This is a genomic window from Azospirillum sp. B510 (genome assembly GCF_000010725.1).
GTDB lineage: Bacteria > Pseudomonadota > Alphaproteobacteria > Azospirillales > Azospirillaceae > Azospirillum > Azospirillum lipoferum_B.
In genome coordinates, this window is sequence record NC_013854.1 from 2,587,899 (window position 1) to 2,614,028 (window position 26,130).

Here is a 26,130-nt window from a genome sequence, read left to right on the forward strand (position 1 = left end):
ACCGTCCATGGCCTCCCAGATCGGGACTTCCGACGGCGGAAACTCCGCCGACCGCCGCGGCCTGTCGTTCCAGGCCCTGATCCTCAAGCTCCACCAATATTGGTCGGAGCAGGGGTGCGTCATCCTGCAACCCTACGACATGGAGGTCGGCGCCGGCACCTTCCACCCCGCGACCACGCTGCGGGCGCTCGGCCCCGATCCCTGGAAGGCGGCCTATGTCCAGCCGTCGCGCCGGCCGAAGGACGGCCGCTATGGCGAGAATCCGAACCGGCTTCAGCATTATTACCAGTATCAGGTGATCATGAAGCCGTCGCCGGCCAACCCGCAGGAGCTGTATCTGAACAGCCTGCGCGCCATCGGCATCGACCCGGCCCTGCACGACATCCGCTTCGTCGAGGATGACTGGGAAAGCCCGACGCTGGGCGCCTGGGGCCTGGGCTGGGAGGTGTGGTGCGACGGCATGGAGGTGACGCAGTACACCTATTTCCAGCAGGTCGGCGGTATCGAATGCGACCCCGTCGCGGTCGAGCTGACCTATGGCCTGGAACGCCTCGCCATGTATGTGCAGGGTGTCGAGAATGTCTATGACCTGGACTTCAACGGCCAGGGGGTGAAATACGGCGACGTGTTCAAGCGCGCCGAGGTCGAATATTCGAAGCATAATTTCGAGTTCGCCAACACCGACATGCTACTCCAGCATTTCAAGGACGCCGAGGCCGAGTGCCAGGCGCTGGTCGCGCGGAACCTTGCGCTGCCCGCTTATGACCAGTGCATCAAGGCGTCGCATCTGTTCAACCTGCTGGACGCCCGCGGCGTGATCAGCGTTGTCGAGCGCGCCGCCTATATCGGCCGCGTGCGCGCGCTGGCCAAGGCCTGCTGCGAAGCCTGGACGGGGGCGAAGTAAGAACATGGCTCAGATCCTGAATAACGAACTTCTCGTCGAGGTGTTCTCGGAAGAAATTCCGGCGCGCATGCAAGCGAAAGCTGCGCTGGATTTTCGCCGTCTGATCGTTGAGAAGCTTGCGGCCGCTGGTTTGGGCTTCCAAGCTGCCGTAGAGCAGTCCACCCCTCGTCGGATTGCGCTGGTGGTCAATGGACTTCCGGATCGCACCGAAGACATCAAGGAAGAGAAGAAGGGTCCGCGCGTCGGCTCGCCGGAACAGGCGGTCGCCGGCTTCCTGAAGTCGGCCGGGCTCGACAGCCTCGACCAGTGCGAGCAGCGTGACACCGGCAAGGGCGTGTTCTACTTCGCGGTGACCGAGAAGAAGGGCCGCGAGACCGCCGAGGTGCTCGCGGAGATCATCCCCGCCGCCATGGCCGAGCTGCCCTGGCCGAAGTCGATGCGCTGGGGAACCGGCACCGCGCGCTGGGTCCGTCCGCTGCATTCGATCATCGCACTGTTCGGCGGGCGCGTGCTCGACGGCGGCTATGACATCGGCGGCGCCCAGGGCCGCATCGCCTTCGGCGACAGCACCCGCGGCCACCGTTTCCTGGCTCCCGACGCCTTCACGGTGGAGAGCTTCGCCGATTACCGGGAGAAGCTGCTGGCCGCCAAGGTCGTGCTCGACCGCGAGGAGCGCAAGGCCAAGATCAAGGCCGACGCCGAGGCGCTGGCCGCCAGCCAGGGCCTGACCCTGTCGCCCGACGACGCACTGCTGGAGGAGGTCGCCGGCCTCGTCGAGTGGCCGGTCGTGCTGATGGGTTCCATCGACGAGAGCTTCATGGACGTGCCGTCGGAGGTGCTGATCACTTCCATGCGCACCCACCAGAAATATTTCGCCGTGCTGGACGCCGAGGGCCGGATGGCGCCGTGCTTCATCGTCGTCGCCAACACCGAGACGCTGGACGGCGGCAAGGCGGTGGTCGCCGGCAACGAGCGCGTGCTGCGCGCCCGCCTGTCCGACGCCAAGTTCTTCTGGGACCAGGACCACAAGACCAAGCTGGAAGACCGTAAGTCGTCCCTGGAGAAGATCACCTTCCACGCCAATTTGGGCACAGTGGCGGAAAAGGTAACCCGCATCCAACTGTTGGCCGCAGAGATCGCCCGCATCATCGGCGCCGACGTAAAGGCAGCCAATCGCGCAGCTGAACTCTGCAAGGCTGATCTTGTAACCGAAGTGGTCGGTGAGTTCCCCGAGGTTCAGGGGATCATGGGCCGCTACTATGCTAAGGATCAGGGTGAGAGCGACGATGTCGCCGACGCCATTGCCGACCATTACAAGCCGGTCGGTCCGTCCGATTCCTGCCCGACAGTGCCGGTTTCGGTCGCGGTGGCGCTGGCCGACAAGATCGACACGCTTGTTGGCTTCTTCGCCATCGACGAAAAGCCGACGGGCTCGAAGGACCCCTACGCGCTGCGCCGTGCGGCGTTGGGCGTTATCCGACTTATCCTCACAAACGATTTGCGCCTCCGCCTGACTGATATTACTGGCTTCGCCTTCAATTCTCACTATGCCCAAGGGAGAATCATTGAGCATGAGCCGGAGGCGACTGGAAGCAAGTCGCTTCAGAAGTTTGGAAAGGCGTTAGAGAGCATTCCTTCACGTAGAGAAGTCTGGTCCGATTGGACGACGGACGGCCTGATGTCCTTCTTCGCCGATCGCCTGAAGGTGGTGCTGCGCGAGCAGGGCGTGCGTCACGATCTGGTGGATGCCGTCTTCGCGCTCGGCGGCGAGGATGATCTGGTGCGCTTGCTGGCCCGCGTGAAGGCTTTGCAGGCCTTCGTCGGCTCCGAGGAGGGCGCCAATCTGCTGGCGGCCTACAAGCGCGCCTCCAACATCGTCCGCATCGAGGAGAAGAAGGACGGCATCAGCTTCGACCAGCCGGTCGATGCCGCCCGTCTGGCCCAGGACGAGGAGACGGCGCTGTCCGCCGCGCTGAACGGGGCCTCGGCCACCGCCAAGCCGCTGCTGGACGCGGAGGACTTCACCGGCACCATGGCGGCGCTGGCGAATCTGCGCGGCCCGGTGGACGCCTTCTTCGACAAGGTCACGGTGAACGCGGAGGACAAGGACCTGCGCGCCAACCGCCTGCGCCTGCTGACGCAGATCCGCACGACGCTGAACGCGGTGGCCGACTTCTCGAAGATCGAGGGGTGAGGCTTGGAGGTGGGACGTTAGACCCCCACCTAACCTCTCCCGCTCTCGCGGGGGAGGGTTAGGGAGGGGGCAAAAGCCTCAACCCTCCCTTGAGCTTCTCTGTCACAACCCCGCCATCGCCCGGCGGATCGCCTCGCGGAAGGCGTCGAGCGAGGCGATGTCCATCAGGAACAGCGCATGCCCGCGGGCGTCGCCCGCCGCCAGCGCCATGTCGATGCGCACGAACAGCACCGGATCGGTGGCGGAGCCGATGACCGCCGCCGGTGCGCCGGCACCATAGCCCGGCACCGCGCCGACGATCTCCCCGCCGATCAGGTTGGACAGGCTGGCGAGACAGCCGTTCAGGATGATGTTGCCGATCTCGGTCAGCACATCCTGCTCCATCTCGCCCGGCGCCTCGGCGGCGGGATCGACGGGAACCAGGCGGCCGGCCAGGGCCAGCGTGCCGCGTTCGGGAAAGATCAGCAGCGCCTCCCCGGTGAAGGGGCCGGTGAAGGACCCGCGCACGGCGCAGACCGGCCGCACATCGTCCGGATCGCCGCCCTCCAGGTCGCCGCCGACCTCGCTGGTGATGCGGGCGCGGGTCGACACCGCGAAGGACGGCACCGACAGATGCACCTCCTCCCCCAGCATGGCGCTGAGGGCGGCGGCCGGCTCGCCCATGCCGATATTGAACAGCTCGGCGATGGCATCGGCCTCGTCGGCGTCGAGACGGAAGGGCTCCCGCGCCGCCGGCCCGGTGGCGGATTTGGGGGATTCGGGCGCGGCCATCGGCGTCACTGCCCCGACGCGGCGAGGAAATCGCGGATCTTGTCCGAAGTGATCGGCTTGGCGATGAAGCGGACGCCCAGCGCCTCGGCCTTGCGCCGCAGCGCATCCTGCACATTGGCGGTCAGCAGGCCGATGGGCAGGCCGGCGAAGCGTTCCGTCAGCCGCTCGGCCAGGGTCAACCCGTCCAGGCCCGGCATGTTGTAATCGACGATGGCGGCCACGGGGGGAATCTCGCCGATGATCTCCAAGGCCTCCTCGCCGCTCGACGCGGTGATGATCGTCCAGTCGGGGCGCAACGAGGCGATGACGCTGGAGACCATGTTGCGCGCCAGTCGGCTGTCGTCGACGACGAGGATGCTGGTCATGCCGATACTTCCGTCCTAAAAGTTCCAATCACACCTTGCAGGCTTGTTACCTCAAAGCGCCCCCGCCCACAACAGATGCATGGTGATATGCCCAACAACTTCAACCGATATGGCTGTGCGATCCATCAATGTTTGGCCGTGACATCGCCGCATCCGCTACGGCTTCCGGGTCGCGCCCGCCACCGCTCCGGGCCGTGCTCGACACCAACATCCTGGTGGCCTATGCGCTGATGGGAAGCGCCGTGGCGCGGCGTCACGACGCGATCCGCCGTTGCGTCGAGCGGGTGCGCGCGGACCGCGGTCTGGTCGGCAGCGTCGAGACGCTGGCCGAATTGGAGGAGGTGCTGATGCGCCCGACCTTCGACCGCTATGCCGCCGCGGCCGATCGCCGCGCCTTTCTGGAACGGATCAGGGCGGAGACGGAGCTGGTCACCCCGGCCGAGGTCGGCCGGCTGTGCCGCGATCCCGAGGACGACATGTTCCTGGCCGCCGCCGTCGGCGGCTCGGCACCCTGGCTGGTGACGGTCGACCGTCAGCTCCTGTCGGTGCGCCGGGCCGGGGAGACGCGGGTGCTGCGCCCCGAACGCTTCCTGGAAACGGTGGGCGGCGACCCTGCACCCCAACCCTAGCCCTCAGAATCCGCTCGACAAACCGGACGCTCTTCCTAGAATGAAAAGGGAACACATCGCAAACCGCGAGTGAACGGAAACGGCCGCAGCTGTGACAGCGGCGGCTAATGCGGAGCGCAGGGGGCATCTGCAACGATGAGCGTCCAACGGCTTCTGTTCGACGACCTGCCGGCGACGGAACCGGCGCGCAAGCCGCGCCGGTCACGGGCCGCCGCACCAGGAAGCGCGCCCTCGACCATGGCCGCCCAGGTCGCGGTGGACATGGTGCGGGAAGCCGTCCCGTCATCCAGGGCGGCGACGGCGCCCCATGTCGCGACGCTGCTGCCGCTCGTCCCACCAGCCCCGCCCCCACCACCGCCGGCCTTCGATCCGGCAGCACTGTCCAACCCGGAACTGCGGGCGCTGGTGCAGGCCCTGCCCGACCAGCGGCTGGCCCATCTGCTGATCGAGGCCGCGCGCGAGCTGAAACGACGCGCCGCCCCCGACCAGGGTGATACCGATGGCGGGGATGGCGATATGCCGCAGGAGCCGAACCCGACGCTTCTGCGGGCCGCGCGGCAGGCCGTCGGCGAGCTGTCCGGCGAAGATTTCTGACCCGCGTCTCACGACTGGGGTGACTCCTTAGTGAATAAAGTTTCCGAGACAAAAGGTTCGGCTTTATGTCATGATCGGCGCCAGCCTATGCCGTGGATGCCGCATCGCACAATAAAGCGGTCGCAAAATGCCACGGGGTGCGACGAACCCACAAGCGACGTCTCCCGGAGGGAGCTTTGGACTGGATCACGTGGTTGCAGGAATGGGGGAACGCCTTTTACCCGCTGGCCTTTATCTGGGCCTTTTTTGAAGGTGAAACATTTGTAATCTTCGGCGGGATGGGCGCCAAGCTCGGTATCGTCAACCTGTACTGGCTGGTCGGGTCGGTGTGGATCGGCAGCTTCATGGGCGACCAGCTCTGGTTCTGGTTGGGACGTCGCTGGGGTAAAAGAGCGCTCGCCCGGTTCCCCTCGGCCGACGCCCATGCCAGCCGGATCCTGGGCTGGCTGGAGAAATACGGCGTGGCCTTCATCATGGTGTTCCGTTTCCTCTATGGCGTTCGCAACATCGCGTCGGTCGCCATCGGCACCTCCGGCATGCCATGGTCGCGCTTCCTGTTCTGGAATTTCATCGCCGCCGGCATCTGGGCCTGGAGCTTCGCCGGCGCGGGCTACCTGTTCGGCGAGGCCGCCGCCGCCATCGGCGAGGATGGCCCGAAGATCCTGCTGCTGTCCGGCCTCGCCATCGGTGGCCTGTGGCTCGCCATCAAGAGCGTCTGCTGGGTCCGCCGCCGCGCGCTCGCCGCGACCACTCCGGCGGAGTGAGGCGGCTTTCCTGACGCTGCGGACGCGTGACGCCCAGAGCGGACGTCACGCGTCCGCCGCCGCCTCGATCTTCTCGTGATCCTTCAGCCGCTCCCAGATCGCGTCGAACTCCGCGTGACGGCTGGCGAACAGCGACAGCAGATGCGGGTCGAAATGGATCTTGGGGTCCAGGCGGTCGTCGCCGTCGAGCAGGATGCCGACCGTCTTCTCATGGCTGAATGACGGCTTGTAGGGCCGGGCGCTGCGCAGGGCATCGTAACAGTCGGCGATGGCGACGATGCGGGCGGCCAGGGGAATCTCCTCCCCCCGCAGTCCGCGGGGATAGCCGGTACCGGCCCATTGCTCGTGATGGCACAGCGCGATCTCGGCGGCCATCTTCAAGCGGTCCGACGCGACCAGGATGTCGTGACCATAGATCGGATGGCGCTTCATTTCCGCCAATTCACGCTCGTCGAGCCGGCCCTTCTTGTGCAAAACCGCCTGATCCACGCTCATCTTGCCGACATCATGCAGGGCGGCGGAAAAGTGGATCTCGTCGCAGAAGGCTCGGCTGCAACCGGCCCAGGTCGCCAGCGCGTGGGAATATTCGTTGACGCGCAGGATGTGGTTGCCGGTCTCCTCGTCATGCACCTCGGCGGCACGGGCCAGCAGGTTGACCGACACCATGAAGGCACGCTCCGTCTCCACCTGGAGCTCGGCGACGCGGCGACGCTCCTTGGTCAGGGCGCGGTTGCGCTCGGTCAGCCGCTCCAGCGTCGCCGCGCGTTCCAGCGCACGGCCGACGATGTGGTTGACCGGGGCGATCACCTGCTCATGGTCCGGCAGGAAGACCGGCGGCCCCTCCGCCGGGTGGCGGTTGATCAGCTGCACCACGCCGATCGGCCGGTCACGGAAGCCCTTGAGGGCGAAGGCCATGATGGAGCGGGTGCGGAAGCCGGTGCGCTGGTCGAAGGCGGGGTTGAAGCTGTAAGGCCGGTCCGCCGGGATGGCGTAGGCATCCTCCAGCAGCAGCGTCTCCCCGGTCGCCGCGACATAGCCGACGATCGAGGATTGGTTGACCGGCACGGAAAACAGGGTCGGCTTGGCGCGGATGACGTCGTTCTGGGCGCTGACCGCCTCCAGCGTCCGGGAACGCCCCTGCCCACGCAGCATGAAGACCGTGCCGGCCTCCGCCCCCGTCAGTTCCCGGCATTTGCGCAGCACCCGGTCGCTGATCGCGCGCAGCGACTGATCCGGGGCACTTTCGATAAATTCAAGGAATTGGCCGACAAGACTCACAGCGCTCTCCCGACCCCGGCGCCCCGTCCGGCGCACCAATGGCAGCACCGCGACAGCGGCACCTAATCAGATTACCCTATTTGCCGCACCCGGCAGAAGAGGCTTGCGGAGCCTCTCCCGCCGTTGGTCCACCTCCGCTGGCCGCGCTCAGAATCCCATCCAGCCTCCGGCCCAAAGCCAGACGGCGGCGACCGCCATCGACAGCAACGCCATCGGCACGCCGCAGCGGGCATGCTCGACGAACCCCAGCCGGACACCGGCCACCGCCGCCCGCTCGGCCACGATGATGTTGGCGAGACTGCCCGGCAGCAGCAGATTGCCGGCCAGGGTCGACAGCAGCGCCAGCCCATAGAGCGCGCCCTCCGGCGGCGACGGCCAGGCGGCCAGCAGCAGGATCACCGCCGGGACGTTGCCGATGCTGTTGCTGCCGGCCAGCGACAGCGGCAGCATCACCGCCAGCCGGTCGGGCAGCCACCCCGCGGCCTGAAGGTCGCCGACCAGGGCCGCCGGCAGGCCGGTCAGCCCCAGCGCATGGTTGATGGCGAACAGCGCCCCGAACAGCACCAGCAGATGCCAGTCGACCATGCCCAGCATGTCGCGGCTGGCCATGCGCCGGCTGATCATCATCACGCCGGCCACCAGCAGCACCGCATGCTCCTGGGGGATGGCGCGGGTGAACAGCACCAGCAGCACCAGCGTCGCCGCCACCGCCTTGCCAAGCTGCCAGCGGTCGAGCCGCGGGGCCGCCCGCCCCGCTTCCTCATGCCCGACCTCCTCCGGCATACCGAAACGGCCGCGCCAGACCAGCCAGACGGTGGCATAGGCGATGGCCATCGCCGCCAGCGCCGGCACGCCGCACACCGCCAGGAAGCGCCAGAAATCGAGATGCCCGACCTGCCCGATCAGGATGTTCTGCGGATTGCCGATCATCGTCGCCGCCGATCCGGCATTGGCGGCCCCCGCCAGCCCGATCAGATAGGGCCGGGGGTCGAGCTTGCGCGCCTGCAACCCCAGGCACAGCATCGGCGTCATGGCGAAGACGACCACGTCGTTGGCCAGCACCGCCGACAGCCCGCCGGCGACCAGCACGATCACCGCCAGCAGCCGCGCCGGCGACCGCGCCGCCTGCGCCACCTTCAGCGCGCACCAGTCGTAGAAACCGCTGCCGGCATATTGCGCCGACAGGATCATCAGCCCCAGCAGGATGAAGATCGTCGGGAAATCGATCGCCGCCACGGCGGCGGCGGTGTCGAGCGCCCCGGTCGCCAGCAGCAGGATGGCGGCGACCAGCGCGATGCCGGTGCGGTCGATGCGCAGGCCGGGAAAGCCGCCGAGCGCCATGCCCAGATAGGTGGCGGTGAACAGAATCAGGATGGTTGCCGTCATGATGCCCGATGCGCAGGAAATGTCAGTCGAGGGAGATGGTGGTTCCCTCGCGCGCGGCAAAGCAGTTTTGGAACTCCAGCTTGGCCGCCGCTTCGATCCGTTCCATGGCGGCGTCGTCATGGTCGGGGTCGTGGTGGAACAGGCCCAGCCTCTTCACATGGGCGGCGCGGGCGATCCGCACCGCCTCCATCCAGGTGGAATGGCCCCAGCCGATCCGCTGCCCCCACTCCTCGTCGGTGTAGGTCGAGTCGTAGAGCAGCAGATCCACACCGTCCACGAGGTTCAGGATGTTGCGGTCGGGCCGGTCCGGCACATGTTCGGTGTCGGTGACATAGGCTATCGACCGGCCCTGATATTCGATCCGGTAGCCGGTGGCGCCATCGGGATGGTTCAGCGCCGCGGTGTGGATGCGCACCCCGCCCTCCAGCTTGAAGCTGTGGCCGGGCGGCACCTCGATGAAGCTCAGGTCGCCGCCCATCGTGCGCAGCGGCACCGGAAACAGCGGCCGCTCCATCTGCCGCGCCATCACCGATTCGATGTCGGGGCTGCCGGTGAGATGGCCCGAGATCACCCGGAGGCCGAAGCCCTTGGTATAGGCCGGCGCGAAGAAGGGAAAGCCGCTGATATGATCGAGATGGGTATGGCTCAGCAACAGCGTGGCGCTGGTCACCCCCTCCGCCAGCAGCTTGCGGCCCAGCATCCGCAGCCCCGTTCCGGCGTCGATGATGATGCGCTGCCTGCCGGCCTGCACCTCGACGCAGGAGGTGTTGCCGCCGAACCCCAGATGTGACGCCATCGGACAGGGAATCGTGCCGCGCACGCCCCAGAAGGTGACTGAAAACCCCATTCCCCCGCCCTGCGCCGATTCAACCCCTTTGAGGGGAGTTTAGCGCGATTCACCGCTATGTACACGATAACGGATGTTCCGCATCCCCCCGCAAGGACTGGAGGCCACGGTTCGGCGAAAAAACGGACGGGGCCGCCTCATGCGAAGCGGCCCCGCCGGTCTCTGGACAACCTGGTCTTAAGACGGCCCCGCCGTCTTACAGCTCGGCCGCCATATAGTCCGGCAGCCAGTTCTCGTTGGCGTCGCGCAGACGCTTCAGCGAGACGATGTCGCCGCCACGGTCCGACAGCGCGGTGCCGCGGGTCTCGCCGAGCACGCTGACCGGCACGCCTGCCGCCTTGGCCTTCTCCTGCACCGCCGCGACGGCATCGGCCCGGACGGCCAGGACGTAACGGCCCTGGTCCTCGCCGAACAGCACGCGCGGCGAAGCGCCGTCGAAGCCGGTCAGGTGGGCGCCAATGCCGCCGGCCAGCGCCATCTCGGCGATGGTGACGATCAGGCCGCCGTCGGCGACGTCGTGGCTCGACACCACCAGACCCTCGCGGATCAGGCCGCGGACGAAGTCGCCGTTGCGGCGCTCCACCGCCAGATCGACCGGCGGGGGAGCCCCCTCCTCACGGCCGAGGATCTCGCGCAGGAAGATCGACTGGCCGATGTGGCCCTTCGTCTCACCCACCGCGAGGATCACGTCGCCCTCGCCACGGAAGGCGATGCCGACGGCGATCATCGCGTCCGGCATGATGCCGACGCCGCCGATCGCCGGGGTCGGCAGGATCGCCTCGCCGTTGGTCTCGTTGTAGAGCGAGACGTTGCCCGACACGACCGGGAAGTCCAGCGCCTTGCAGGCCTCGCCGATGCCTTGGACGGCGCCGACGAACTGGCCCATGATCCGCGGCTTCTCGGGGTTGCCGAAGTTCATATTGTCGGTGATGGCGAGCGGCAGGGCGCCGACCGCCGACAGGTTGCGCCACGCCTCGGCCACCGCCTGCTTGCCGCCCTCGACCGGGTCGGCCAGGCAATAGCGCGGGGTGCAATCGGTGGTGATGGCGACCGCCTTGGTCTGGCCCGGCACGCGGACGACCGCGGCGTCGGCCTGCCCCGACATGAAGCGGGTGTCGCCGCCGACAAGGCTGTCATACTGCTCCCAGATCCAGCGCTTGGAGGCCAGATCGGGGCAGCCGAACAGCTTGGTCAGCGTGTCGCCGAGGTCGGCGGAGTAGCCGGCCAGCACGCCGTCGTCGACATCGGACGCCTTCGGCGTCGGCTCCCACGGGCGGTCGTATTCCGGGGCGGCGTTGGACACCGGGGCGATCGGCATGTCGCACCAGGTCTCGCCATACATCTTGATGACGAGGTTGCCGGTGTCGGTCAGATGGCCGATGACGGCGAAATCCAGCTCCCACTTGTCGAAGATGGCCTTCGCCACCTCCTCGCGGCCGGGCTTCAGGATGATCAGCATGCGCTCCTGGCTTTCGGAGAGCATGATCTCATAGGGCGTCATCGCCTGTTCGCGCATCGGCAGGCTGTCGAGCGTCAGCTCGATGCCAAGCCCGCCCTTGCCGGCCATCTCGACCGACGACGAGGTCAGGCCGGCGGCACCCATGTCCTGGATGGCGACGATGGCGTCGGTCTCCATCAGCTCCAGGCAGGCCTCGATCAGCAGCTTCTCGGTAAAGGGGTCACCGACCTGCACGGTCGGGCGCTTCTCCTCCGAATCCTCGGTGAACTCGGCCGAGGCCATGGTGGCGCCGTGGATGCCGTCGCGGCCGGTCTTGGACCCGACATAGACGACCGGGTTGCCGATGCCGGCGGCGGCCGAATAGAAGATCCTGTCGGTCTTGGCGACACCCACGGTCATGGCGTTGACCAGGATGTTGCCGTTGTAGGCCGGGTGGAAGTTGGTCTCGCCGCCCACGGTCGGCACGCCGACGCAGTTGCCGTAGCCGCCGATGCCGGCGACCACGCCCGACACCAGATGGCGGGTCTTGGGATGGGAGGGATCGCCGAAGCGCAGCGCGTTCATGTTGGCGATGGGACGCGCGCCCATGGTGAACACGTCGCGCAGGATGCCGCCGACGCCCGTCGCCGCACCCTGGTAGGGCTCGATGAAGGACGGGTGGTTGTGGCTCTCCATCTTGAAGATGACGGCGTCGCCGTCACCGATATCGACCACGCCGGCATTCTCGCCGGGGCCGCAGATCACCTGCGGGCCGGTGGTCGGCAGGGTCTTCAGCCACAGCTTGGACGACTTGTAGGAGCAATGCTCCGACCACATGACCGAGATGATGCCCAGCTCGGTGAAGGTCGGGGTGCGGCCCAGGATGTCCAGGGCGTTCCGGTACTCCTCGGCGGACAGGCCGAACTCCTTGGCAAGTTCGGCGGTGACCGGACGCTCCTGCGCCTTGGTAGCTTCAGCGCTCACGACAGGGCCTCCACCAGACCTTCGAACATGGGCTTGCCGTCGGTGTTGCCGTGCAGGGCCTCCACCGCGTCCTCGGGATGCGGCATCAGGCCGAGCACGGTGCGCTTGGCGTTGAAGATGCCGGCGATGTCGGACACCGAGCCGTTGGGGTTGCCGCGCGGATCGGCCCGCGCCTCGTCGCCGACATAGCGGAAGGCGACCTGGCCTTCACCGTCCAGCCGCTTCACCGTCTCGGCGTCGGTCCAGTAATTGCCGTCGCCATGGGCGACCGGGTAACGGACGATCTGGCCCTTCGCGTATTTCCTCGTGAAGGGGCTGTCGGTGTTCTCCACCCGCAGATGCTGGACGCGGCAGACGAACTTCAAGGCACCGTTGCGCATCAGCGCGCCGGGCAGCAGCCCGGCCTCGGTGATGATCTGGAAGCCGTTGCAGACGCCGAGGACGCGCACGCCCTGATCGGCCCGCGCCTTCACCTCGCGCATGATCGGCGAATGCGCCGCCATGGCGCCGGAGCGCAGGTAATCGCCATAGGAGAAGCCGCCGGGCACGACGATCAGGTCGACCTTGGGCAGTTCGGTGTCGCGGTGCCAGACCAGATGCGGCTTGGTCCCGCTGACGGCCTCCAGCGCGGCGACGGCGTCGCGTTCGCGGTTGGAGCCGGGGAAAACGACGATGGCGGCCTTCATGGGGCGGTCAAAATCCGGCGTCGTGAGGGGGAGGAGTTCGCGCCGGACACTAAAGCCGCCGCCCCGGCAAAGCAAGAGTCGCCCAGGGGCGGCGGACTTGTGCGCGGCGCATTACAGGGTCGGCGCGTCCTCTTCCGGGTAGGCGGTGATGTGGTGCAGCGACAGGTCGGCGCCCTTGTATTCCTGTTCGGGGTCGAGGCGGATGCCGACGGTGACGCGCAGCAGGCCATAGACCGCCAGACCGGCGGCGAAACCGAAGCCGGCGCCACCCAGCGTGCCGACGGCCTGGCTGACGATCGACACGCCACCGAGCCCGCCCAGCGCCTCCTGCCCGAACACGCCGGCCAGCAGGCCGCCGGTCAGGCCGCACAGCCCGTGCAGCGGCCACACGCCCAGCACGTCGTCGATCCTCCAGTCGATCTGGCACTTGTTGAAGGCCCAGACGAACAGCAGCCCGGCGATGCCGCCGGTGACCAGCGCGCCCAGCGGATGCATGACGTCGGACCCGGCGCAGACCGCCACCAGACCAGCCAGCGCGCCGTTGTGGACGAAGCCGGGGTCGGTGCGGCTGATGACCAGCGAGGTGACGATGCCGCCGACCATCGCCATCAGCGAGTTCAGCGCGACCAGCCCGGTCACGCCGTCCAGCACCTGCGCGCTCATCACGTTGAAGCCGAACCAGCCGACGCACAGCACCCAGGCGCCCAACGCCAGGAAGGGAATGTTCGACGGCGGGATGGCGATCAGCGAGCCGTTGGACCGGTAGCGACCCCGGCGGTTGCCCAGGTTCAGCACCGCGCCCAGCGCCACCCAGCCGCCGAAGGCATGCACCACCACCGACCCGGCGAAATCATGGAAGGGCTGGCCGAAACTCGCCGCCATCCAGTTTTGCAGGCCGAAGCGGGTGCCCCACACCGTGCCTTCCAGCAGCGGATAGAACAGCGCGATCAGCGCCAGGGTGGCACCGGCCTGCGGCCAGAACCTGGCGCGCTCGGCGATGCCGCCCGACACGATGGCCGGCACCGCGGCGGCGAAGGTCGCCAGGAAGAAGAACTTCACCAGATCATAGCCATAGGCCGCGAAGCCGCCGCTTCCCTTGCCGACCAGCGTGTGGGCGTCGGCGAAGAAATCGATGCCGTAAGCCACGGCATAGCCAACGAAGAAATAGGCGATGGTCGACATGGCGAAGTCCGACAGGATCTTCACCAGCGCGTTGACCTGATTCTTGCGCCGGACCGTCCCGACCTCCAGCAGGGCGAAGCCGCAATGCATCGCCAGCACCATCACCGCGCCCATCAGCACGAAAAGGACGTCGCCACCTGTCTTTGCCGCATCCATTTGCACAAACCTTCAGCATTTCGCCTAAAAAAGCGGCGAACTGCTAACAGGTCAGGCAGATTTGCGCAAGGGCCTGGCTGACGTTTGGACAGGCAGAGTGGCGGAAATGCAGCACAAAAAGCGGGCGAACCCGCTTCGGGTTGCCCGCTCTCCGCGCAAGAACGATGCCAAGTGATGAAGGGGTGGGCGGAGATGCCTCCGCCCTGTGCAGCCTACATGCCGGCGATGGTCATGCCGTCGATGCGCACGGTCGGCGCATCCATGCCAAAGCGCAGCTCCAGGTCGTCGGCGGCCTCCATGTTCAGGAACATGTCCTTGAGGTTGCCGGCGATGGTGATCTCATTGACGGGATAGGTGATCTGGCCGTTCTCGATCCAGAAGCCGCCGGCTCCGCGGCTGTAATCGCCGGTGACACCGTTGACGCCCATGCCCATCAGGTCGGTGACGTAGAAACCGTCCTTGATCTCCGCCAGGATGTCGGCGCGGCTGCGCTTGCCGGCGGCCATATAGACATTGGCGGGCGCCGGGCCGGGCGGGCCGGAGGTGCCACGGGCGGCATGGCCGGTGGTCGTCAGGCCGAGCTGCCGGGCGGAGCGCAGGTCGAGCAGCCAGGTGGTCAGCACGCCATCCTCGATCAGCGTGCGGCGCTTCACCTCGACGCCCTCGGCGTCGAAGGGGCGGGAGCGCAGGCCGCGCTTCACATGCGGATCATCGACGATGGTGATGGAGGAGGCGAAGATCCGCTGCCCCATCCTGTCCTTCAGGAAGCTGGTGCCCCGCGCGATGCTGGGGCCGCTGATCGAGCCGGTCAGGTGGCCGAGCAGGCCGCGCGACACCCTGGGATCGAACACCACCGGCACCTTGCAGCTCTTGACCCGGCGTGGATTCAGGCGGCGCACCGCGCGCTCGCCGGCCTCGCGGCCGATCTCGGCGGGATCGCGCAGGTCGGCGCCATAAACCTTGCTGTCATAATCATAGTCGCGCTCCATCCCCGTGCCGGTTCCGGCCAGGACGGAGGCCGACAGCGACTGGCGCGACACGCCATAGCTGCCGGCGAAGCCGTTGGACGCGGCGATGGCGATGGTCGAGCGGCTCCAGCCGGCGTCGCCGCCCTCGGAATTGGTGACGCCTTCGACCGCCAGCGCCGCCTCCTCGGCGATGCGGGCGCGCTCGATCAGCGTTTCCGCCGACGGCTCGTCGCTGTCGCAGATGTCGAGGTCGGGCCAGGCGCGGGCGAGTTGCTCGGGATCGGCGATGCCGGCGAAGCCGTCCTCCGGCACCACGCGGGCCATGGCGATGGCGCGCTCGACCAGTTCGCCCAGCGCCTTGGCGCTGCGGTCGGTGGAGGAGACGATGGCCTGGCGCTTGCCGATGAACACCCTGAGGCCGAGATCGCCGGATTCGGAGCGTTCCAGCTTCTCGGTCTGGCCCAGCCGGTGGGCGAGGGAGACGGACGCGCTGTCGAACAGCACGGCATCGGCGGCATCCGCCCCGGCGGCGCGCGCCTTGGCGATCAGGTCGTCCAGCAAATTCAGGACCCCGGAGGACTCCGTCTTGTGCTGGTCGTTCGGCGAAACGGTCATCAGGCTCTCCGGTTGGTCTCCATCCTGTCTACCAAATGGGACGGCGACGCGGAACGGGGAAGAGGCGAAATGCCCCTCCCCCGCGCCGCATCACCGTCGAATTCCGTCTTCGGTTGCGGATCAGGCCAGTTCGCGGCGCCCGGCCGGGGCGGTCAGCGCCGGAATTTTCAGGGCGAAGGCCCCGTCCCCCAGCAGCGACTGCACGACCAGCAGCAGCGTCCAGAAGGCCGGGAACTCCCAACCGCCGCCCGGCGCATTGAAGACCCAGCCATTGCCGACATGCTGGAGCGTGGCGCCGATCAGGATCGGCAGCAGGGCGAGCGCGACCCAGCGGGTGTGGACACCGGCGATCAGCAGCAGGCCGCCACCGATTTCGCCCAGGATCACGAGATAGGCGAAGAAGCCGGGATAGCCGATGCTCTCGAAATAGCCGACGGTGCCGGGAATGGTGAAGGTCAGCACCTTCAGCACCAGACCATGGGCCAGGAACAGCATGCCGAGCGCGACACGGAGCAGGAAGACGGCATAAAGCGCGGTGCGGAGGTCGATCATGGTCAGGGTCTCCTCAAATCAGGGGGGCCGGGAAGGGCCAGGTTTTGTCTGAGGAGAAGAGTAGGCCGGATCGAACTATGGGATAATCCGCAGAGTTGACGAAGATTTGTTGTGGATTGAAGGACAATGGATGGGGGAGATGCGCCCTCTCCCGCCCCTGTGCCCCTCTCCCTGGGGGGAGAGGGGGTCCTCACCAGCTCACCCCCGCTTCCAGCTCGTGCCCTGCGGGCCATCCTCCAGGACGATGCCCTTGTCGGCCAGCTCCTTGCGGATGCGGTCGGCCTCGGCGAAGTTCTTGGCGGCGCGGGCGGTCTTGCGATCGATGATCAACCGCTCGACCTCGGCATCGCTCAGGCCTTCCACCCCGCCGGTCGGCGCCCAGCGGAACCACGCCTCCGGGTCCTGCCGCAACAGGCCGAGCTGCTGCCCGGCCGCCAGCAAGGCGCCCTTGGCGGCCGCCTTCTCGGCGTCGCTCCTCGCCTTGTTCACCGCGGTCGCCAGCTCATGCAGATGGGCGATGGCGAGCGGGCTGTTCAGGTCATCCTCCAGCGCCGCCAGAACATCGAACGGCACCGCCGCCGCCGCCGGCGCGGGATCGCCGCGCAGGGCCTGATACCAGCGGTCGAGCGCGCCCTTGGCCTGCCGGATGCCCTCGCGGGTGAAGTCCAGCGGCTGGCGGTAATGGGCGCTCAGCAAGGTCAGGCGGATCGCCTCGCCGGGGAATTCGTCCAGCAGATCGTGCACGGTGAAGAAGTTGCCGAGCGACTTCGACATCTTCTCGCCTTCGACCGTGACGAAGCCGTTGTGGACCCAGGTGCGGGCCAGCCGGTCGGTGCCGTTGGCGCAGCAGCTCTGCGCGATCTCGTTCTCATGATGCGGGAAGATCAGGTCCAGCCCGCCGCCATGGATATCGAAGGTGACGCCCAGATGCTCCTTCGCCATGGCGGAGCATTCGATGTGCCAGCCCGGACGGCCGCGGCCCCAGGGGCTGTCCCAGCCGGGCTGGTCGGGGCTGCTGGGCTTCCACAGCACGAAGTCGGAGGCGTCGCGCTTGTAGGGCGCCACCTCCACCCGCGCGCCGGCGATCATGTCCTCCAGCGAGCGGCGCGACAGCTGGCCGTAGCTCGGCATCGACGGCACCGAGAACAGCACATGTCCTTCCGCCGCATAGGCGTTGCCGCGTTCGATCAGCGTGGCGATCAGCGCGATCATCTGGCCGATATGCTGGGTCGCCCGCGGCTCGATGGTCGGGCGCAGCGCGTTCAGCGCGTCCATGTCGGCATGGAACAGGTCGGTGGTGCGCGCGGTCAGCGCGTCGATCGGCTCGCCGCTGTCGCGCGCGCGGTCGATGATCTTGTCGTCGACATCGGTGATGTTGCGGACATAGGTCACCGCCGGATAGAGCCGCGACAACAGCCGGAACAGCAGGTCGAACACCACCACCGGCCGGGCGTTGCCGATATGGGCGGTGTCATAGACGGTCGGACCACAGACATACATGCCGACATGGTCCGGGCGAAGCGGCTCGAAGCGCTCCTTGCGGCGGGTCAGCGTGTTGTAGAGGTCCAACGGCACGGTCCGAACTCCCAGAAAATATGATGTTTCAGGCGGTTTCGCCGGCTAGGCGCCGCAGGCTGCGCGCCCGTCCGATCAGGGGTAGCAGGTTCTTCAATTCCGGTCCATGGTCGCGCCCGGTCAGCGCCCGGCGCAAGGGAAGGAACAGCTCCTTGCCCTTGCGCCCGGTGGCGCCCTTCACCGCATTGGTCCAGGCGCCCCAGGTGCCGAGGTCCCACGGCTCGTCGGGCAGCAGCGCCGCCGCCTGGGCCAGGAAGCCGGCATCCTCGACGAGCGGCGCCACCGGCGCATGGGTCACCGCCCACCAGTCGCGCGCATCGTCCAGCCGGGCCAGGTTAGGCCGCACCGCCTCCCAGAAGGCGGCGTCGGCGCCGGTCAGGCCCAACGCCTCCAGCCGCGACGCCACCGCCTCGAACGGCGTCAGGTGCAGGATTCGGGCGTTCAGCCGGCCAAGCTCCTCCGGATCGAATTTCGGCGTGCCGCGCGCGACCTTCGACAGGTCGAACTCGGCGGCCAGCTCGTCCAGCGTCAGCCGCGCCTCGATCGGGTCGGAGGTGCCGAGCTTGGCCAGCAGGCTGTTGACCGCCATCGGCTCGATGCCGTCCTCGTCGCGCAGGCTGCCGACCGACAGGCTGCCCAGCCGCTTCGACAGCCCCTGCCCGCCGGCATCGGTCAGCAGCGGCAGATGGGCGAAGACCGGCACCGCGGCGCCCATGGCCTCGAAGATCTGGATCTGCACCGCGGTGTTGGCGACATGGTCCTCGCCGCGGATGACGTGGGTGATGGCGAAATCGACGTCGTCGACCACGCTGGTCAGGGTGTAGAGCGGCCGGCCATCCTCGCGGATCAGCACGGGATCGCTCAGCGCCGTGCCCTCGAACCGCACCGGCCCACGGACCAGATCGGTCCATTCCACCGGAGTCGGGGTCAGCTTGAAGCGCCAATGGGCCTTGCGCCCCTCCCCTTCCAGCCGGGCGCGGTCCTCGTCGGTGAGGCGCAACGCCGCACGGTCGTAGATCGGCGGGCGGCCCTGCGACACCAGGCTGGCGCGCTTGAGGTTCAGTTCCTCCGGCGTCTCGTAGCAGGGATAGAGCCGGCCGGCGGCCTTCAGCGCGGCCGTCGCCTCGTCATAGCGCGGATAGCGGTCGCTCTCGCGGGCGAAGCGGTCCCAGGTCAGGCCGAGCCAGGTCAGGTCGGCGGCGATGGCGTCGGCGAATTCCCGGGTGGAGCGTTCCTCGTCGGTGTCGTCGAGCCGGAAAAGGAAGCTGCCGCCGGTCTTGCGCGCGAACAGCCAGTTGACGAGCGCCTGGCGCACATTGCCGACATGGATGCGGCCGGTCGGGCTGGGGGCGAAACGGACGGCGGTGGACATGGCTGGACTCGATCTGCGGACGGAACAGGCGCGCAGTCCTAGCACGGCGGACGCGCCTTCCGAAAGCGCTCCGCGACCGATGCATCCGTGCAACAGATCGGACGGCGGCGGCGTTGACGAGATAGGCGGCGGCGGCGCCGTGAGTTAGCTTGGCGGCAAATCCAAACCCTGGAGAGATCCTATGGCGGACAAGAGCTTGCGCATCGGCGTCGTGCTGTCGGGCTGCGGCGTGTATGACGGCACGGAAATCCACGAGGCGGTCTGCACCCTGCTGGCCATCGCCAAGGTCGGCGCGGTGGCGGTGTGCTATGCACCCGACATCCCGCAGGCCCATGTCGTCAACCATCTGACCGGCGAGGAGACCGGCGAGAGCCGCAACGTGCTGGTCGAATCGGCCCGCATCGCCCGCGGCAAGATCGCGGCGCTCAGCGACTTCTCGGCCGGCGACGTCGATGCCCTGATCTTCCCCGGCGGTTTCGGCGCCGCCAAGAATCTCAGCGATTTCGCCTTCAAGGGCGCCGACTGCTCGGTCAATCCGCTGGTGGTGGCCGCCGTCGCCGCCATGCGCGCCGCCGACAAGCCGATCGGCGCGCTGTGCATCGCGCCGGCCATCCTCGCCAAGATCCTGGGTCAGCAGGGAGTGGAACTGACCATCGGCAATGATCCCGGTACCGCCGCGGCGCTGGAGTCGATGGGGGCCGTCCACCGCGTCACCGGCCATGGCGAGATCGTGGTCGATCCAGGGCTGAAGATCGTCACCTCGCCCTGTTACATGCTGGAGGCCACATTGATCCAGATCGCGGAGGGGGCGGAGAATACCGTCAAGGCTCTGGTCGAACTGGCAAGGTGACCAAATGAAACGGGACGAAAGGGGGATGAGCTCATCCCCTTTTCACCCCCTGAATGTCACACAGGCGCGAAATAATTCATTAACCGACTCCCCACACCCTTGACCTCGGTTTCATTCTGATGCGGCGAGGGGTGGCGATGACCTGCATTGTTGGATTGGTGGACGGCGACCGCGTGTGGATGGGGGGCGACAGCGCCGGGGTCAACGGGCTGGACATCACGGTGCGCGCCGACACCAAGGTGTTCCGCAACGGCGACTGCCTGATCGGCTTCACCAGTTCCTTCCGCATGGGCCAGCTGCTGCATTACCGGCTGGAGGTTCCGCCACGCGATCATGACGCCGACCTGTTCCGCTATTTGGTGGTCGATTTCGTCGATGCCGTCCGCAGCTGTCTGAAGGATGGCGGCTACGCCCACCGGTCCAACGATGTCGAGACCGGCGGCACCTTCATGGTCGGGCTGGAGGGGCGGCTGTTCACCGTGCAGTCGGACTATCAGGTCGGCGAGGCGGGGCGCGGCTATCACGCCATCGGCTGCGGATCGGATTATGCGCTGGGCTCGCTGGCCTCCACCGTCGGACAGCCGCCGGAGGAGCGCGTGCTGAAGGCCCTGGAATGCGCCGAACTGTTCAACGGCGGCGTCCGCGCCCCTTTCACCATCCAGTCCTGCCTGCGCCGCCCGCAACTGGCCCTGAGCGAGGCCGCGTAAGCGGAGTTGTCATCCCCCTGTACCAAAGTCGGAAACGTCGGCCAAGGCCGCGCTCTGGTCATCCGAAGCATCGTGGCGTATCAACCCTTGTCCTGCCGCACCGCATGACAAGGGAATAACCACAAAAATCTTCGGGTGATAGAGATGACGGACCAAGCTGTTACCGCGGATGCCTATTTCGGTGAAGACGAGAATCCGGCAAGCCTGCTGAGCAATTGGGGCAACTCGCCTCTCTTCGTCTTCCCCGCCATGCTGCTGATCTTCATCATGCCGCTGGCGATCGTCTTCCACCCGACCTGGGTGGTGCTGCCGGCCGTGCTGTGGACCTTCGGCATGATCGCCACGATCATCAGGCTGACGCGCGGCTGAGATCGCAAGACGGCGATCAAAGGACTGCGATCAAAGGACTGCGATCAAAAGACGGCGGACGGGCGCGGGGGACGCGGACTCCCCCCGCGCCCGCATGTCTCACACCAGATCGGCAAGGCCGCCGGTGATCGGAAAACGCCGCAGCCGCGCCGCCGTCGGGCGCGAGATCCGCGGCCCCGGCGGTGCCTTGCGCCGCCCCGCCTCGGCCTGGACCACCAGGCGCCAGACCGTCGCCACACTCTCCGCCGCATGCCCGCGGCCAGCGAGGTCCGCCACCGACAACCCGCTGTCGAGCATCCCCGCCAGCAGGTCGTCGAGCGCCTCGACCGGGGGCAGCCCGGCCGGGGTTTCCGCCTTCAGCCTGCGCGCCAGCACCCGCTCCGGCACCAGCAACCCGGCCGGTCCCCGTGATCCCGCCGGCTGGTTGGCGTTACGCCAACGCGCCAGATCGAGCACCGCCGTCTTGGGCACATCGGCCAGCACGGCATACCCACAACCGGCCTCCTCCGTCCCGAGGCCGAGCAGCCGGTCGGTCCGGTCCACGCTCGACAACAGAAGGGCACCCATCCGGTCAGCCAGCGCCGCCAGGGTGGCGGCACGCAGGCGGGCATGGAACTGGTTCACCAGCACGGTCGACTCGCGCCCGGCAAAGGCCGGCGCCAGCAACGAGTCGGCCGCCTTCAGCACCGGCGCCAACACCACATTGTCCAAGCGGCAGCCCAGCAGTTCCACGATCTCCGCCGCATCTTCCAGACTGTCGGCCAGATTGTCGGCCAGAAGATCGGCCTCGCCCGCCGGCAGCGGTGCGCGAACGGCCAGCACCCGCTCCGGCCCCAGCGCATCGACGGCGATGGCGGCGACCAGCGCCGAGTCCAGCCCGCCGGTCAGCCCAACCACCACGCCCGGCACGCCACCTTTCGTTACGGCATCGTGCAGACCCAGCAGCAGCGCGCAGTATAGCGCCTCCACCCCCTCGGCGGGAGCGATCATTTCGGCTTCGTCACCATCCCAGCCGTCATCGGCCCCGCGCTCCCACCGGGTCAGCAGCAGATGCTCGGCGAACAGCGGAGCCTGGGCGACCAGCCGGCCGCCGGAGGCGAGCGCGAAGCTGCCGCCATCGAACACCCGCTCCTCCTGTCCGCCAACGAGATTCACCGCGACCAGCGGCAGACCGCAGTCCACGACCCGCGCGACGCCGGCCTGAATCCGCGCATCGACACGGCCGGGGGCGAAGGGGCTGGCCAGCATCCCGACCAGCAGTTCCGCCCCGCTTTCCACCAGAGTCTCCGCGACGTCGCCGGTCACCAGATCGCCGCCGATCAGAAGACCGACACGGACTCCACGGACATTCACCGGCCCAGGCATCGGACCGGGATCGAAACAGTCCTCCTCCGCTGCGCCGGCCTCATCGGACTCCATTACGCACTGGAAACGAGCCGCGGAAATCTTTCCGTCATCGAGCAGCAGGGCGGCATTGTGACGTCTGGGACCATCGCGCCAGGGCGCGCCGACCAGCAGGGCCGGACCGCCATCGCCGGTGTCATCCGCCAACCCCCGCACCGCCCGTTCCACCGCATCGAGAAAGGCGGGAAAGGCGGCGAGATCCGACAGCGGGCTGCCGGACACGGCACCCGCGGGACAGAGGAGGAGGTCGGCGCCGCGGGCGGCGGCCTCCGCCCGGATGGCGCGGATCCGGTCGGCGTTCGCGACGGGATCCCCGGCCAGCGGATTGAACTGGGCGAGCGCGATGGACAGGCGGTCGGTCATGATGGCTGGCTCCCTCTTCCGGGTCCTTTTGCCACAAGGGTAGCAGCGCCTCCCACCCGGCGAAAGCCGCGCCTCGTCGCAGGTCATCACGCAAACGGAACAAGGAATCATAAGATATCTTATGAAGTTCCACAGTCCTTGGCGATTACTTAGGAAGCGAAGCTATTTCAATTTCTGAAAGAAGATCGCGAAATTAAGAAATGGTAAAGGTTGCTGATTCCATGCTTCCTCTCGCGATCAAACAACGCGATGCGGGGGCATCCATGTACTACGCGGAGCTCAGCGGCCCGAACGGCAAACCGTCGGTGCTGTCCACGGCTGTGCAGAACGGCTCGTCAAAGACGGTCGGCACGGCGAAGGACGCGCTGGCCAAATCGGACGCGAAACAGCTGGACGGCGGCAAGGCGGACAAGACGGCCCAGTCGCCGGCCTACACCATCAGCCAGTCGATGGAATCGCTGCTGGACAGCATGACCGGCAAGGGCGGCGCCCAGGGCGCCGGGGGCGGGGGCGCCCAGGCGGCCGGCGGCAACGGCGGGGTGGACCGCGCCAAGCAGGCCCAGTCGCTGATGCAGTCGGCGCTGGATCATGGCAAGGATCTGGCCGGCGCGTTCGGCAAGGGCATCGACGCGTTGAAACAGGGGCTGGGCGACGCGCTCAGCGTGCTGGGTGTTCCGCAGAACCGCATCGACGACGCCGTGAAGGGTTTTGGCGACGGGCTGAAGTCCAAGCTGGACGGCATGAATCTCGGCAATCTGTCGGTGGACATGCAGGCCACCCAGTCGCAATGGTCGATCGAATCGCACGGCATCGACCTGGAAATCCAGGATGGCGACCGCAGCGTCAAGATTTCCTTCGCGAAATCGACCCTGGACTTCCGGCGGGACGATCAGCGTTTGCAGGCGTCGCTGGGCAAGGGCAGCGACATGGCGCTGAGCGCCACCGGCATGACCACCACCGCCACCGGCAAATCCACCGGCATGATCGTCCGTTCCGAGGGGTTCAGCGAGGACGAGATCAAGGACATCCTCGGCAAGCTGAACGACATGGCCGCCAAGGGCGGCGGCGGCGACGGGATGAAGGGGCTGGCTGTGCTGAAGCCGACCACCTCCAAGGATGGCGTCACCCGCCTGACACTCGACCTGTCCACCCCGATCGCCGGGCTGTCGGCCGGGAAGGCCTCCACGGCGACGGCCGGAGCGGCGGCCACTCCGACAACCACGGCGGCCACCGCCGCGGCGGCAGGCACGGCGACGACGGCGGCGGCGACCCCCGCCAAGCAGCAGAGCGTCAATCTGACCGCCTGACGCTAATCGATGCGCGCGTTGTCACAGCGCCGGTCCGGATCCGTCCGGACCGGCGCTTGCCCTTGCGGAATGGCTTCTTTACAAGCGGTTCCGGTGCCGGCTGCCGGGCCGCGCCCCGCCAATCCCCCGGAACCTCGCCCGGATGAACGCCATGACTGACCGCGACACGCTGCTGGCCCTGAACCAAGCCTTCTACCGGGCCTTCACCAACCGTGACGCCGCCGCGATGGAAGCCCTGTGGGCGGAAACCCTGCCCGTCTCCTGCATCCATCCCGGCTGGACCGCCCTGTTCGGACGCGACGCGGTGCTGACCAGCTGGCGGGATGTTCTGCGGGCGCCGAGCGGCATCGCCGTGCAGGCCCGCAACGAGCGCGTGACCCTGCACGGCGACACCGCGCTTGTGGTCTGCGAGGAAATGCTGGGTGACGCCGTCCTGGCCGCCACCAATCTGTTCGCCCGCGAAAAGGGCAGCTGGCGCCTCGCCCATCATCAGGCCGGCCCCATCGCGCCCCCCCGCGCCGATGTCGAAATCCCGGCCAAGATGCCACGGCGCCTGCACTGACAGACGGCACGCCTCAGGGGAGACTCGCCACCTCCGGCAGCGCCTCCAGACGGCGGACAAGGTCGATCGCCACATGATCGGCGATGACCTGATCGGGGTCGCTGTTGGTCAACGCCACCACACCCCAGCGGTGCGCCCTGGAAAAGGCGATGTAGGCATTGAAGCCGCCGGTCGCCCCGGAATGCCAATGGATCGGCGTCCCGTCCGCGGCCCAGGCGACGAACCAACCCAGCGCCATCGCCCCGGTCCCCAGGCTGCCGGGATCGGCCAGCGCCCGACCCTCCACCTGCACCGACTGGGCCAGGGCGAGGGTCGCGGCCACCGCCGGAGCGCAGCCATGGCCACCGTTATCGGCACCGGCTGAAGAGGAGGCCGGACAGTCGCCGAGATTTGCGGAAAGCCAGCGCAACAGATCATCGGCGGAGGAATAGAGACCGAAGGCCGGCAGCATCGCCGGCGCCTCCCAATCCGGCACGATACGGCCCCGGGCATGGCCGATCGCCTTGCGCGCCAACTGCTCCGCCGTCGGATGCAGGGTGGTGTCGGACAGGCCGAAACGCTCGGTCACCACCCGTTTCAGCAACGCGTCATAGGATTGGCCGGCGGCGGCGGACAGCGCCTCCCCCAACAGCGCCATGCCGGCATTGGAGTAGCTGAAGCGCACACCCGACGGCACCGGCGGACGGTAACCGGACAGCCACCGCGCCAGTTCCGCCCGCGACAGCGTCTTGTAGGGATTGCGTGGGTCCTCCAGCCGGCTCCAGGAAAAGCGGGGCGTTTCCGGCACGTTGGGCAGGCCGGCGGTGTGGGTGGCGAGGTCGCGGAGCCGGATCGGACGACCGTCGAATTCCGGCATATGGGCGAGCGGAACCGGACCAACCCGGCGCAGATGGCGTTGCAGCGGATCATCGGGGGCGACGCGGCCCTCCCGCATCAGCTCCGCCATGATGGTGCCGGTGAAGGGCTTGGTCAGGGAGGCGATCTGGAACAGGGTGCGCCCATCGGGCGGACCGCCGTCCGGCCATCCGGCATCGCCGCGCCCGACCACGAGGGTCCGGCCATCGCGGATCACCCCGACCACCAGACCGCCGGCACCGGGGGGAGGCTGCCGCTCCTCCACGGCGCGGGTCATCGCGGCGGCCAAGGAATCCGGCGGCGCTTCCGGCGGCCTGCCCGAGAGCGGACCGGGAAGGGGATCCAGGCCGATCGCCCCGATCTGGCCAAGCGGAATGCTCCACAGCAGCAGACACAGAACGCCACAGAGCAGCCGCCGCCGCATTCCCGCTCCTCCCCGGTCCAAGCGCCGGA

The 26,130-nt window shown here is 67.6% G+C and carries 24 protein-coding genes; 10 read left to right on the forward strand and 14 right to left on the reverse strand.

Features of this window, described 5'->3' with window-relative positions; translation table 11 throughout:
* Window positions 1–7: 7 nt before the first annotated feature.
* Together AZL_RS12120 and glyS are read left to right on the forward strand one after the other, a co-directional pair.
* Window positions 8–904, forward strand: coding sequence for a glycine--tRNA ligase subunit alpha (locus AZL_RS12120; protein ID WP_012974840.1), 897 nt, complete (start codon window positions 8–10; stop codon window positions 902–904).
* Window positions 905–908: 4 nt separating this feature from the next.
* On the forward strand, window positions 909–3,098 hold the full coding sequence (gene glyS, locus AZL_RS12125; protein ID WP_012974841.1) for a glycine--tRNA ligase subunit beta: 2,190 nt from the start codon (window positions 909–911) through the stop codon (window positions 3,096–3,098).
* 102 nt (window positions 3,099–3,200) lie between these two features.
* Here the strand turns inward: glyS and AZL_RS12130 are convergent, their stop codons facing one another.
* Together AZL_RS12130 and AZL_RS12135 are read right to left on the reverse strand one after the other, a co-directional pair.
* Window positions 3,201–3,869 (reverse strand): chemotaxis protein, encoded by a 669-nt coding sequence (locus tag AZL_RS12130; protein WP_148219303.1) that lies wholly within the window; start codon window positions 3,867–3,869, stop codon window positions 3,201–3,203.
* A gap of 5 nt (window positions 3,870–3,874) precedes the next feature.
* Window positions 3,875–4,234 carry a response regulator gene (locus AZL_RS12135; protein ID WP_012974843.1) on the reverse strand — a complete coding sequence of 120 codons (360 nt, stop codon included), beginning with the start codon at window positions 4,232–4,234 and terminating at the stop codon, window positions 3,875–3,877.
* Window positions 4,235–4,428: 194 nt separating this feature from the next.
* Here AZL_RS12135 and AZL_RS12140 point away from each other — a divergent pair, with 194 nt between their 5' ends.
* From AZL_RS12140 to AZL_RS12150, 3 genes are all read left to right on the forward strand, one after another.
* Entirely contained in the window at window positions 4,429–4,863 is a 435-nt protein-coding gene (locus AZL_RS12140; protein ID WP_247894204.1) for a putative toxin-antitoxin system toxin component, PIN family, read from the forward strand.
* A 135-nt stretch (window positions 4,864–4,998) separates the two neighbouring features.
* Entirely contained in the window at window positions 4,999–5,457 is a 459-nt protein-coding gene (locus AZL_RS12145; protein WP_012974845.1) for a hypothetical protein, read from the forward strand.
* A 278-nt stretch (window positions 5,458–5,735) separates the two neighbouring features.
* A complete protein-coding gene (locus AZL_RS12150; protein ID WP_247894205.1) occupies window positions 5,736–6,221 on the forward strand; it encodes a DedA family protein in 486 nt (161 codons plus the stop codon).
* A 45-nt stretch (window positions 6,222–6,266) separates the two neighbouring features.
* Here the strand turns inward: AZL_RS12150 and AZL_RS12155 are convergent, their stop codons facing one another.
* The 10 genes from AZL_RS12155 to gltX form a co-directional block, all read right to left on the reverse strand.
* On the reverse strand, window positions 6,267–7,499 hold the full coding sequence (locus AZL_RS12155) for a GAF and HD-GYP domain-containing protein (protein WP_148219304.1): 1,233 nt from the start codon (window positions 7,497–7,499) through the stop codon (window positions 6,267–6,269).
* Between the two features lie 147 nt (window positions 7,500–7,646).
* On the reverse strand, window positions 7,647–8,885 hold the full coding sequence (locus tag AZL_RS12160) for an SLC13 family permease (protein WP_012974848.1): 1,239 nt from the start codon (window positions 8,883–8,885) through the stop codon (window positions 7,647–7,649).
* A gap of 22 nt (window positions 8,886–8,907) precedes the next feature.
* Window positions 8,908–9,732: an MBL fold metallo-hydrolase gene (locus AZL_RS12165; RefSeq protein ID WP_012974849.1), complete on the reverse strand. Its 825-nt coding sequence runs from the start codon at window positions 9,730–9,732 to the stop codon at window positions 8,908–8,910.
* A 196-nt stretch (window positions 9,733–9,928) separates the two neighbouring features.
* Window positions 9,929–12,154 (reverse strand): phosphoribosylformylglycinamidine synthase subunit PurL, encoded by a 2,226-nt coding sequence (purL, locus tag AZL_RS12170; RefSeq protein ID WP_012974850.1) that lies wholly within the window; start codon window positions 12,152–12,154, stop codon window positions 9,929–9,931.
* A complete protein-coding gene (gene purQ / locus AZL_RS12175; protein WP_012974851.1) occupies window positions 12,151–12,840 on the reverse strand; it encodes a phosphoribosylformylglycinamidine synthase subunit PurQ in 690 nt (229 codons plus the stop codon). Before purQ ends, purL begins: the two co-directional genes overlap by 4 nt.
* Before the next feature lie 111 nt (window positions 12,841–12,951).
* Complete coding sequence (locus AZL_RS12180; protein WP_012974852.1) at window positions 12,952–14,178, reverse strand: ammonium transporter; 1,227 nt, start codon at window positions 14,176–14,178, stop codon at window positions 12,952–12,954.
* Window positions 14,179–14,390: 212 nt separating this feature from the next.
* Window positions 14,391–15,761, reverse strand: a complete 1,371-nt coding sequence (locus AZL_RS12185) for a TldD/PmbA family protein (protein WP_012974853.1) — start codon at window positions 15,759–15,761, stop codon at window positions 14,391–14,393.
* Between the two features lie 120 nt (window positions 15,762–15,881).
* Complete coding sequence (locus AZL_RS12190) at window positions 15,882–16,313, reverse strand: DoxX family protein (RefSeq protein ID WP_012974854.1); 432 nt, start codon at window positions 16,311–16,313, stop codon at window positions 15,882–15,884.
* A 198-nt stretch (window positions 16,314–16,511) separates the two neighbouring features.
* On the reverse strand, window positions 16,512–17,888 hold the full coding sequence (cysS, locus tag AZL_RS12195; protein ID WP_012974855.1) for a cysteine--tRNA ligase: 1,377 nt from the start codon (window positions 17,886–17,888) through the stop codon (window positions 16,512–16,514).
* A gap of 28 nt (window positions 17,889–17,916) precedes the next feature.
* Window positions 17,917–19,260, reverse strand: a complete 1,344-nt coding sequence (gene gltX, locus AZL_RS12200; protein WP_012974856.1) for a glutamate--tRNA ligase — start codon at window positions 19,258–19,260, stop codon at window positions 17,917–17,919.
* Between the two features lie 181 nt (window positions 19,261–19,441).
* Between gltX and elbB the strand changes: the two genes are divergently transcribed.
* The 3 genes from elbB (at window position 19,442) to AZL_RS12215 (ending at window position 21,186) form a co-directional block, all read left to right on the forward strand.
* Window positions 19,442–20,110, forward strand: coding sequence for an isoprenoid biosynthesis glyoxalase ElbB (elbB, locus tag AZL_RS12205; RefSeq protein ID WP_012974857.1), 669 nt, complete (start codon window positions 19,442–19,444; stop codon window positions 20,108–20,110).
* Window positions 20,111–20,247: 137 nt separating this feature from the next.
* Window positions 20,248–20,817 (forward strand): hypothetical protein, encoded by a 570-nt coding sequence (locus AZL_RS12210; RefSeq protein ID WP_012974858.1) that lies wholly within the window; start codon window positions 20,248–20,250, stop codon window positions 20,815–20,817.
* Window positions 20,818–20,961: 144 nt separating this feature from the next.
* Window positions 20,962–21,186, forward strand: a complete 225-nt coding sequence (locus tag AZL_RS12215; RefSeq protein ID WP_042443068.1) for a hypothetical protein — start codon at window positions 20,962–20,964, stop codon at window positions 21,184–21,186.
* A gap of 99 nt (window positions 21,187–21,285) precedes the next feature.
* Here the strand turns inward: AZL_RS12215 and nadE are convergent, their stop codons facing one another.
* The gene (gene nadE / locus AZL_RS12220) at window positions 21,286–22,953 is read right to left on the reverse strand and encodes an NAD(+) synthase (RefSeq protein WP_012974859.1); all 1,668 of its coding nucleotides are present in this window, start codon (window positions 22,951–22,953) and stop codon (window positions 21,286–21,288) included.
* Between the two features lie 263 nt (window positions 22,954–23,216).
* Here nadE and AZL_RS12225 point away from each other — a divergent pair, with 263 nt between their 5' ends.
* Both AZL_RS12225 and AZL_RS12230 read left to right on the forward strand, forming a co-directional pair.
* Entirely contained in the window at window positions 23,217–24,260 is a 1,044-nt protein-coding gene (locus AZL_RS12225) for a hypothetical protein (RefSeq protein ID WP_148219305.1), read from the forward strand.
* A 151-nt stretch (window positions 24,261–24,411) separates the two neighbouring features.
* Entirely contained in the window at window positions 24,412–24,822 is a 411-nt protein-coding gene (locus AZL_RS12230) for a nuclear transport factor 2 family protein (protein WP_042443780.1), read from the forward strand.
* 13 nt (window positions 24,823–24,835) lie between these two features.
* Here AZL_RS12230 and AZL_RS12235 read toward each other — a convergent pair whose 3' ends face one another.
* Entirely contained in the window at window positions 24,836–26,101 is a 1,266-nt protein-coding gene (locus tag AZL_RS12235) for a serine hydrolase domain-containing protein (RefSeq protein WP_012974862.1), read from the reverse strand.
* Between the last annotated feature and the right edge of the window lie 29 nt (window positions 26,102–26,130).

Coding starts and splice junctions, on each gene's coding strand:
- AZL_RS12120 (WP_012974840.1), top strand. CDS start 8: ATGGCCTCCCAGATCGGGACTTCCGACGGCGGAAACTCCGCCGACCGC.
- glyS (WP_012974841.1), top strand. CDS start 909: ATGGCTCAGATCCTGAATAACGAACTTCTCGTCGAGGTGTTCTCGGAA.
- AZL_RS12130 (WP_148219303.1), bottom strand. CDS start 3,869: ATGGCCGCGCCCGAATCCCCCAAATCCGCCACCGGGCCGGCGGCGCGG.
- AZL_RS12135 (WP_012974843.1), bottom strand. CDS start 4,234: ATGACCAGCATCCTCGTCGTCGACGACAGCCGACTGGCGCGCAACATG.
- AZL_RS12145 (WP_012974845.1), top strand. CDS start 4,999: ATGAGCGTCCAACGGCTTCTGTTCGACGACCTGCCGGCGACGGAACCG.
- AZL_RS12150 (WP_247894205.1), top strand. CDS start 5,736: ATGGGCGCCAAGCTCGGTATCGTCAACCTGTACTGGCTGGTCGGGTCG.
- AZL_RS12160 (WP_012974848.1), bottom strand. CDS start 8,885: ATGACGGCAACCATCCTGATTCTGTTCACCGCCACCTATCTGGGCATG.
- AZL_RS12165 (WP_012974849.1), bottom strand. CDS start 9,732: ATGGGGTTTTCAGTCACCTTCTGGGGCGTGCGCGGCACGATTCCCTGT.
- purQ (WP_012974851.1), bottom strand. CDS start 12,840: ATGAAGGCCGCCATCGTCGTTTTCCCCGGCTCCAACCGCGAACGCGAC.
- AZL_RS12180 (WP_012974852.1), bottom strand. CDS start 14,178: ATGGATGCGGCAAAGACAGGTGGCGACGTCCTTTTCGTGCTGATGGGC.
- AZL_RS12185 (WP_012974853.1), bottom strand. CDS start 15,761: ATGACCGTTTCGCCGAACGACCAGCACAAGACGGAGTCCTCCGGGGTC.
- AZL_RS12190 (WP_012974854.1), bottom strand. CDS start 16,313: ATGATCGACCTCCGCACCGCGCTTTATGCCGTCTTCCTGCTCCGTGTC.
- gltX (WP_012974856.1), bottom strand. CDS start 19,260: ATGTCCACCGCCGTCCGTTTCGCCCCCAGCCCGACCGGCCGCATCCAT.
- elbB (WP_012974857.1), top strand. CDS start 19,442: ATGGCGGACAAGAGCTTGCGCATCGGCGTCGTGCTGTCGGGCTGCGGC.
- AZL_RS12210 (WP_012974858.1), top strand. CDS start 20,248: ATGACCTGCATTGTTGGATTGGTGGACGGCGACCGCGTGTGGATGGGG.
- AZL_RS12215 (WP_042443068.1), top strand. CDS start 20,962: ATGACGGACCAAGCTGTTACCGCGGATGCCTATTTCGGTGAAGACGAG.
- nadE (WP_012974859.1), bottom strand. CDS start 22,953: ATGACCGACCGCCTGTCCATCGCGCTCGCCCAGTTCAATCCGCTGGCC.
- AZL_RS12225 (WP_148219305.1), top strand. CDS start 23,217: ATGTACTACGCGGAGCTCAGCGGCCCGAACGGCAAACCGTCGGTGCTG.
- AZL_RS12230 (WP_042443780.1), top strand. CDS start 24,412: ATGACTGACCGCGACACGCTGCTGGCCCTGAACCAAGCCTTCTACCGG.
- AZL_RS12235 (WP_012974862.1), bottom strand. CDS start 26,101: ATGCGGCGGCGGCTGCTCTGTGGCGTTCTGTGTCTGCTGCTGTGGAGC.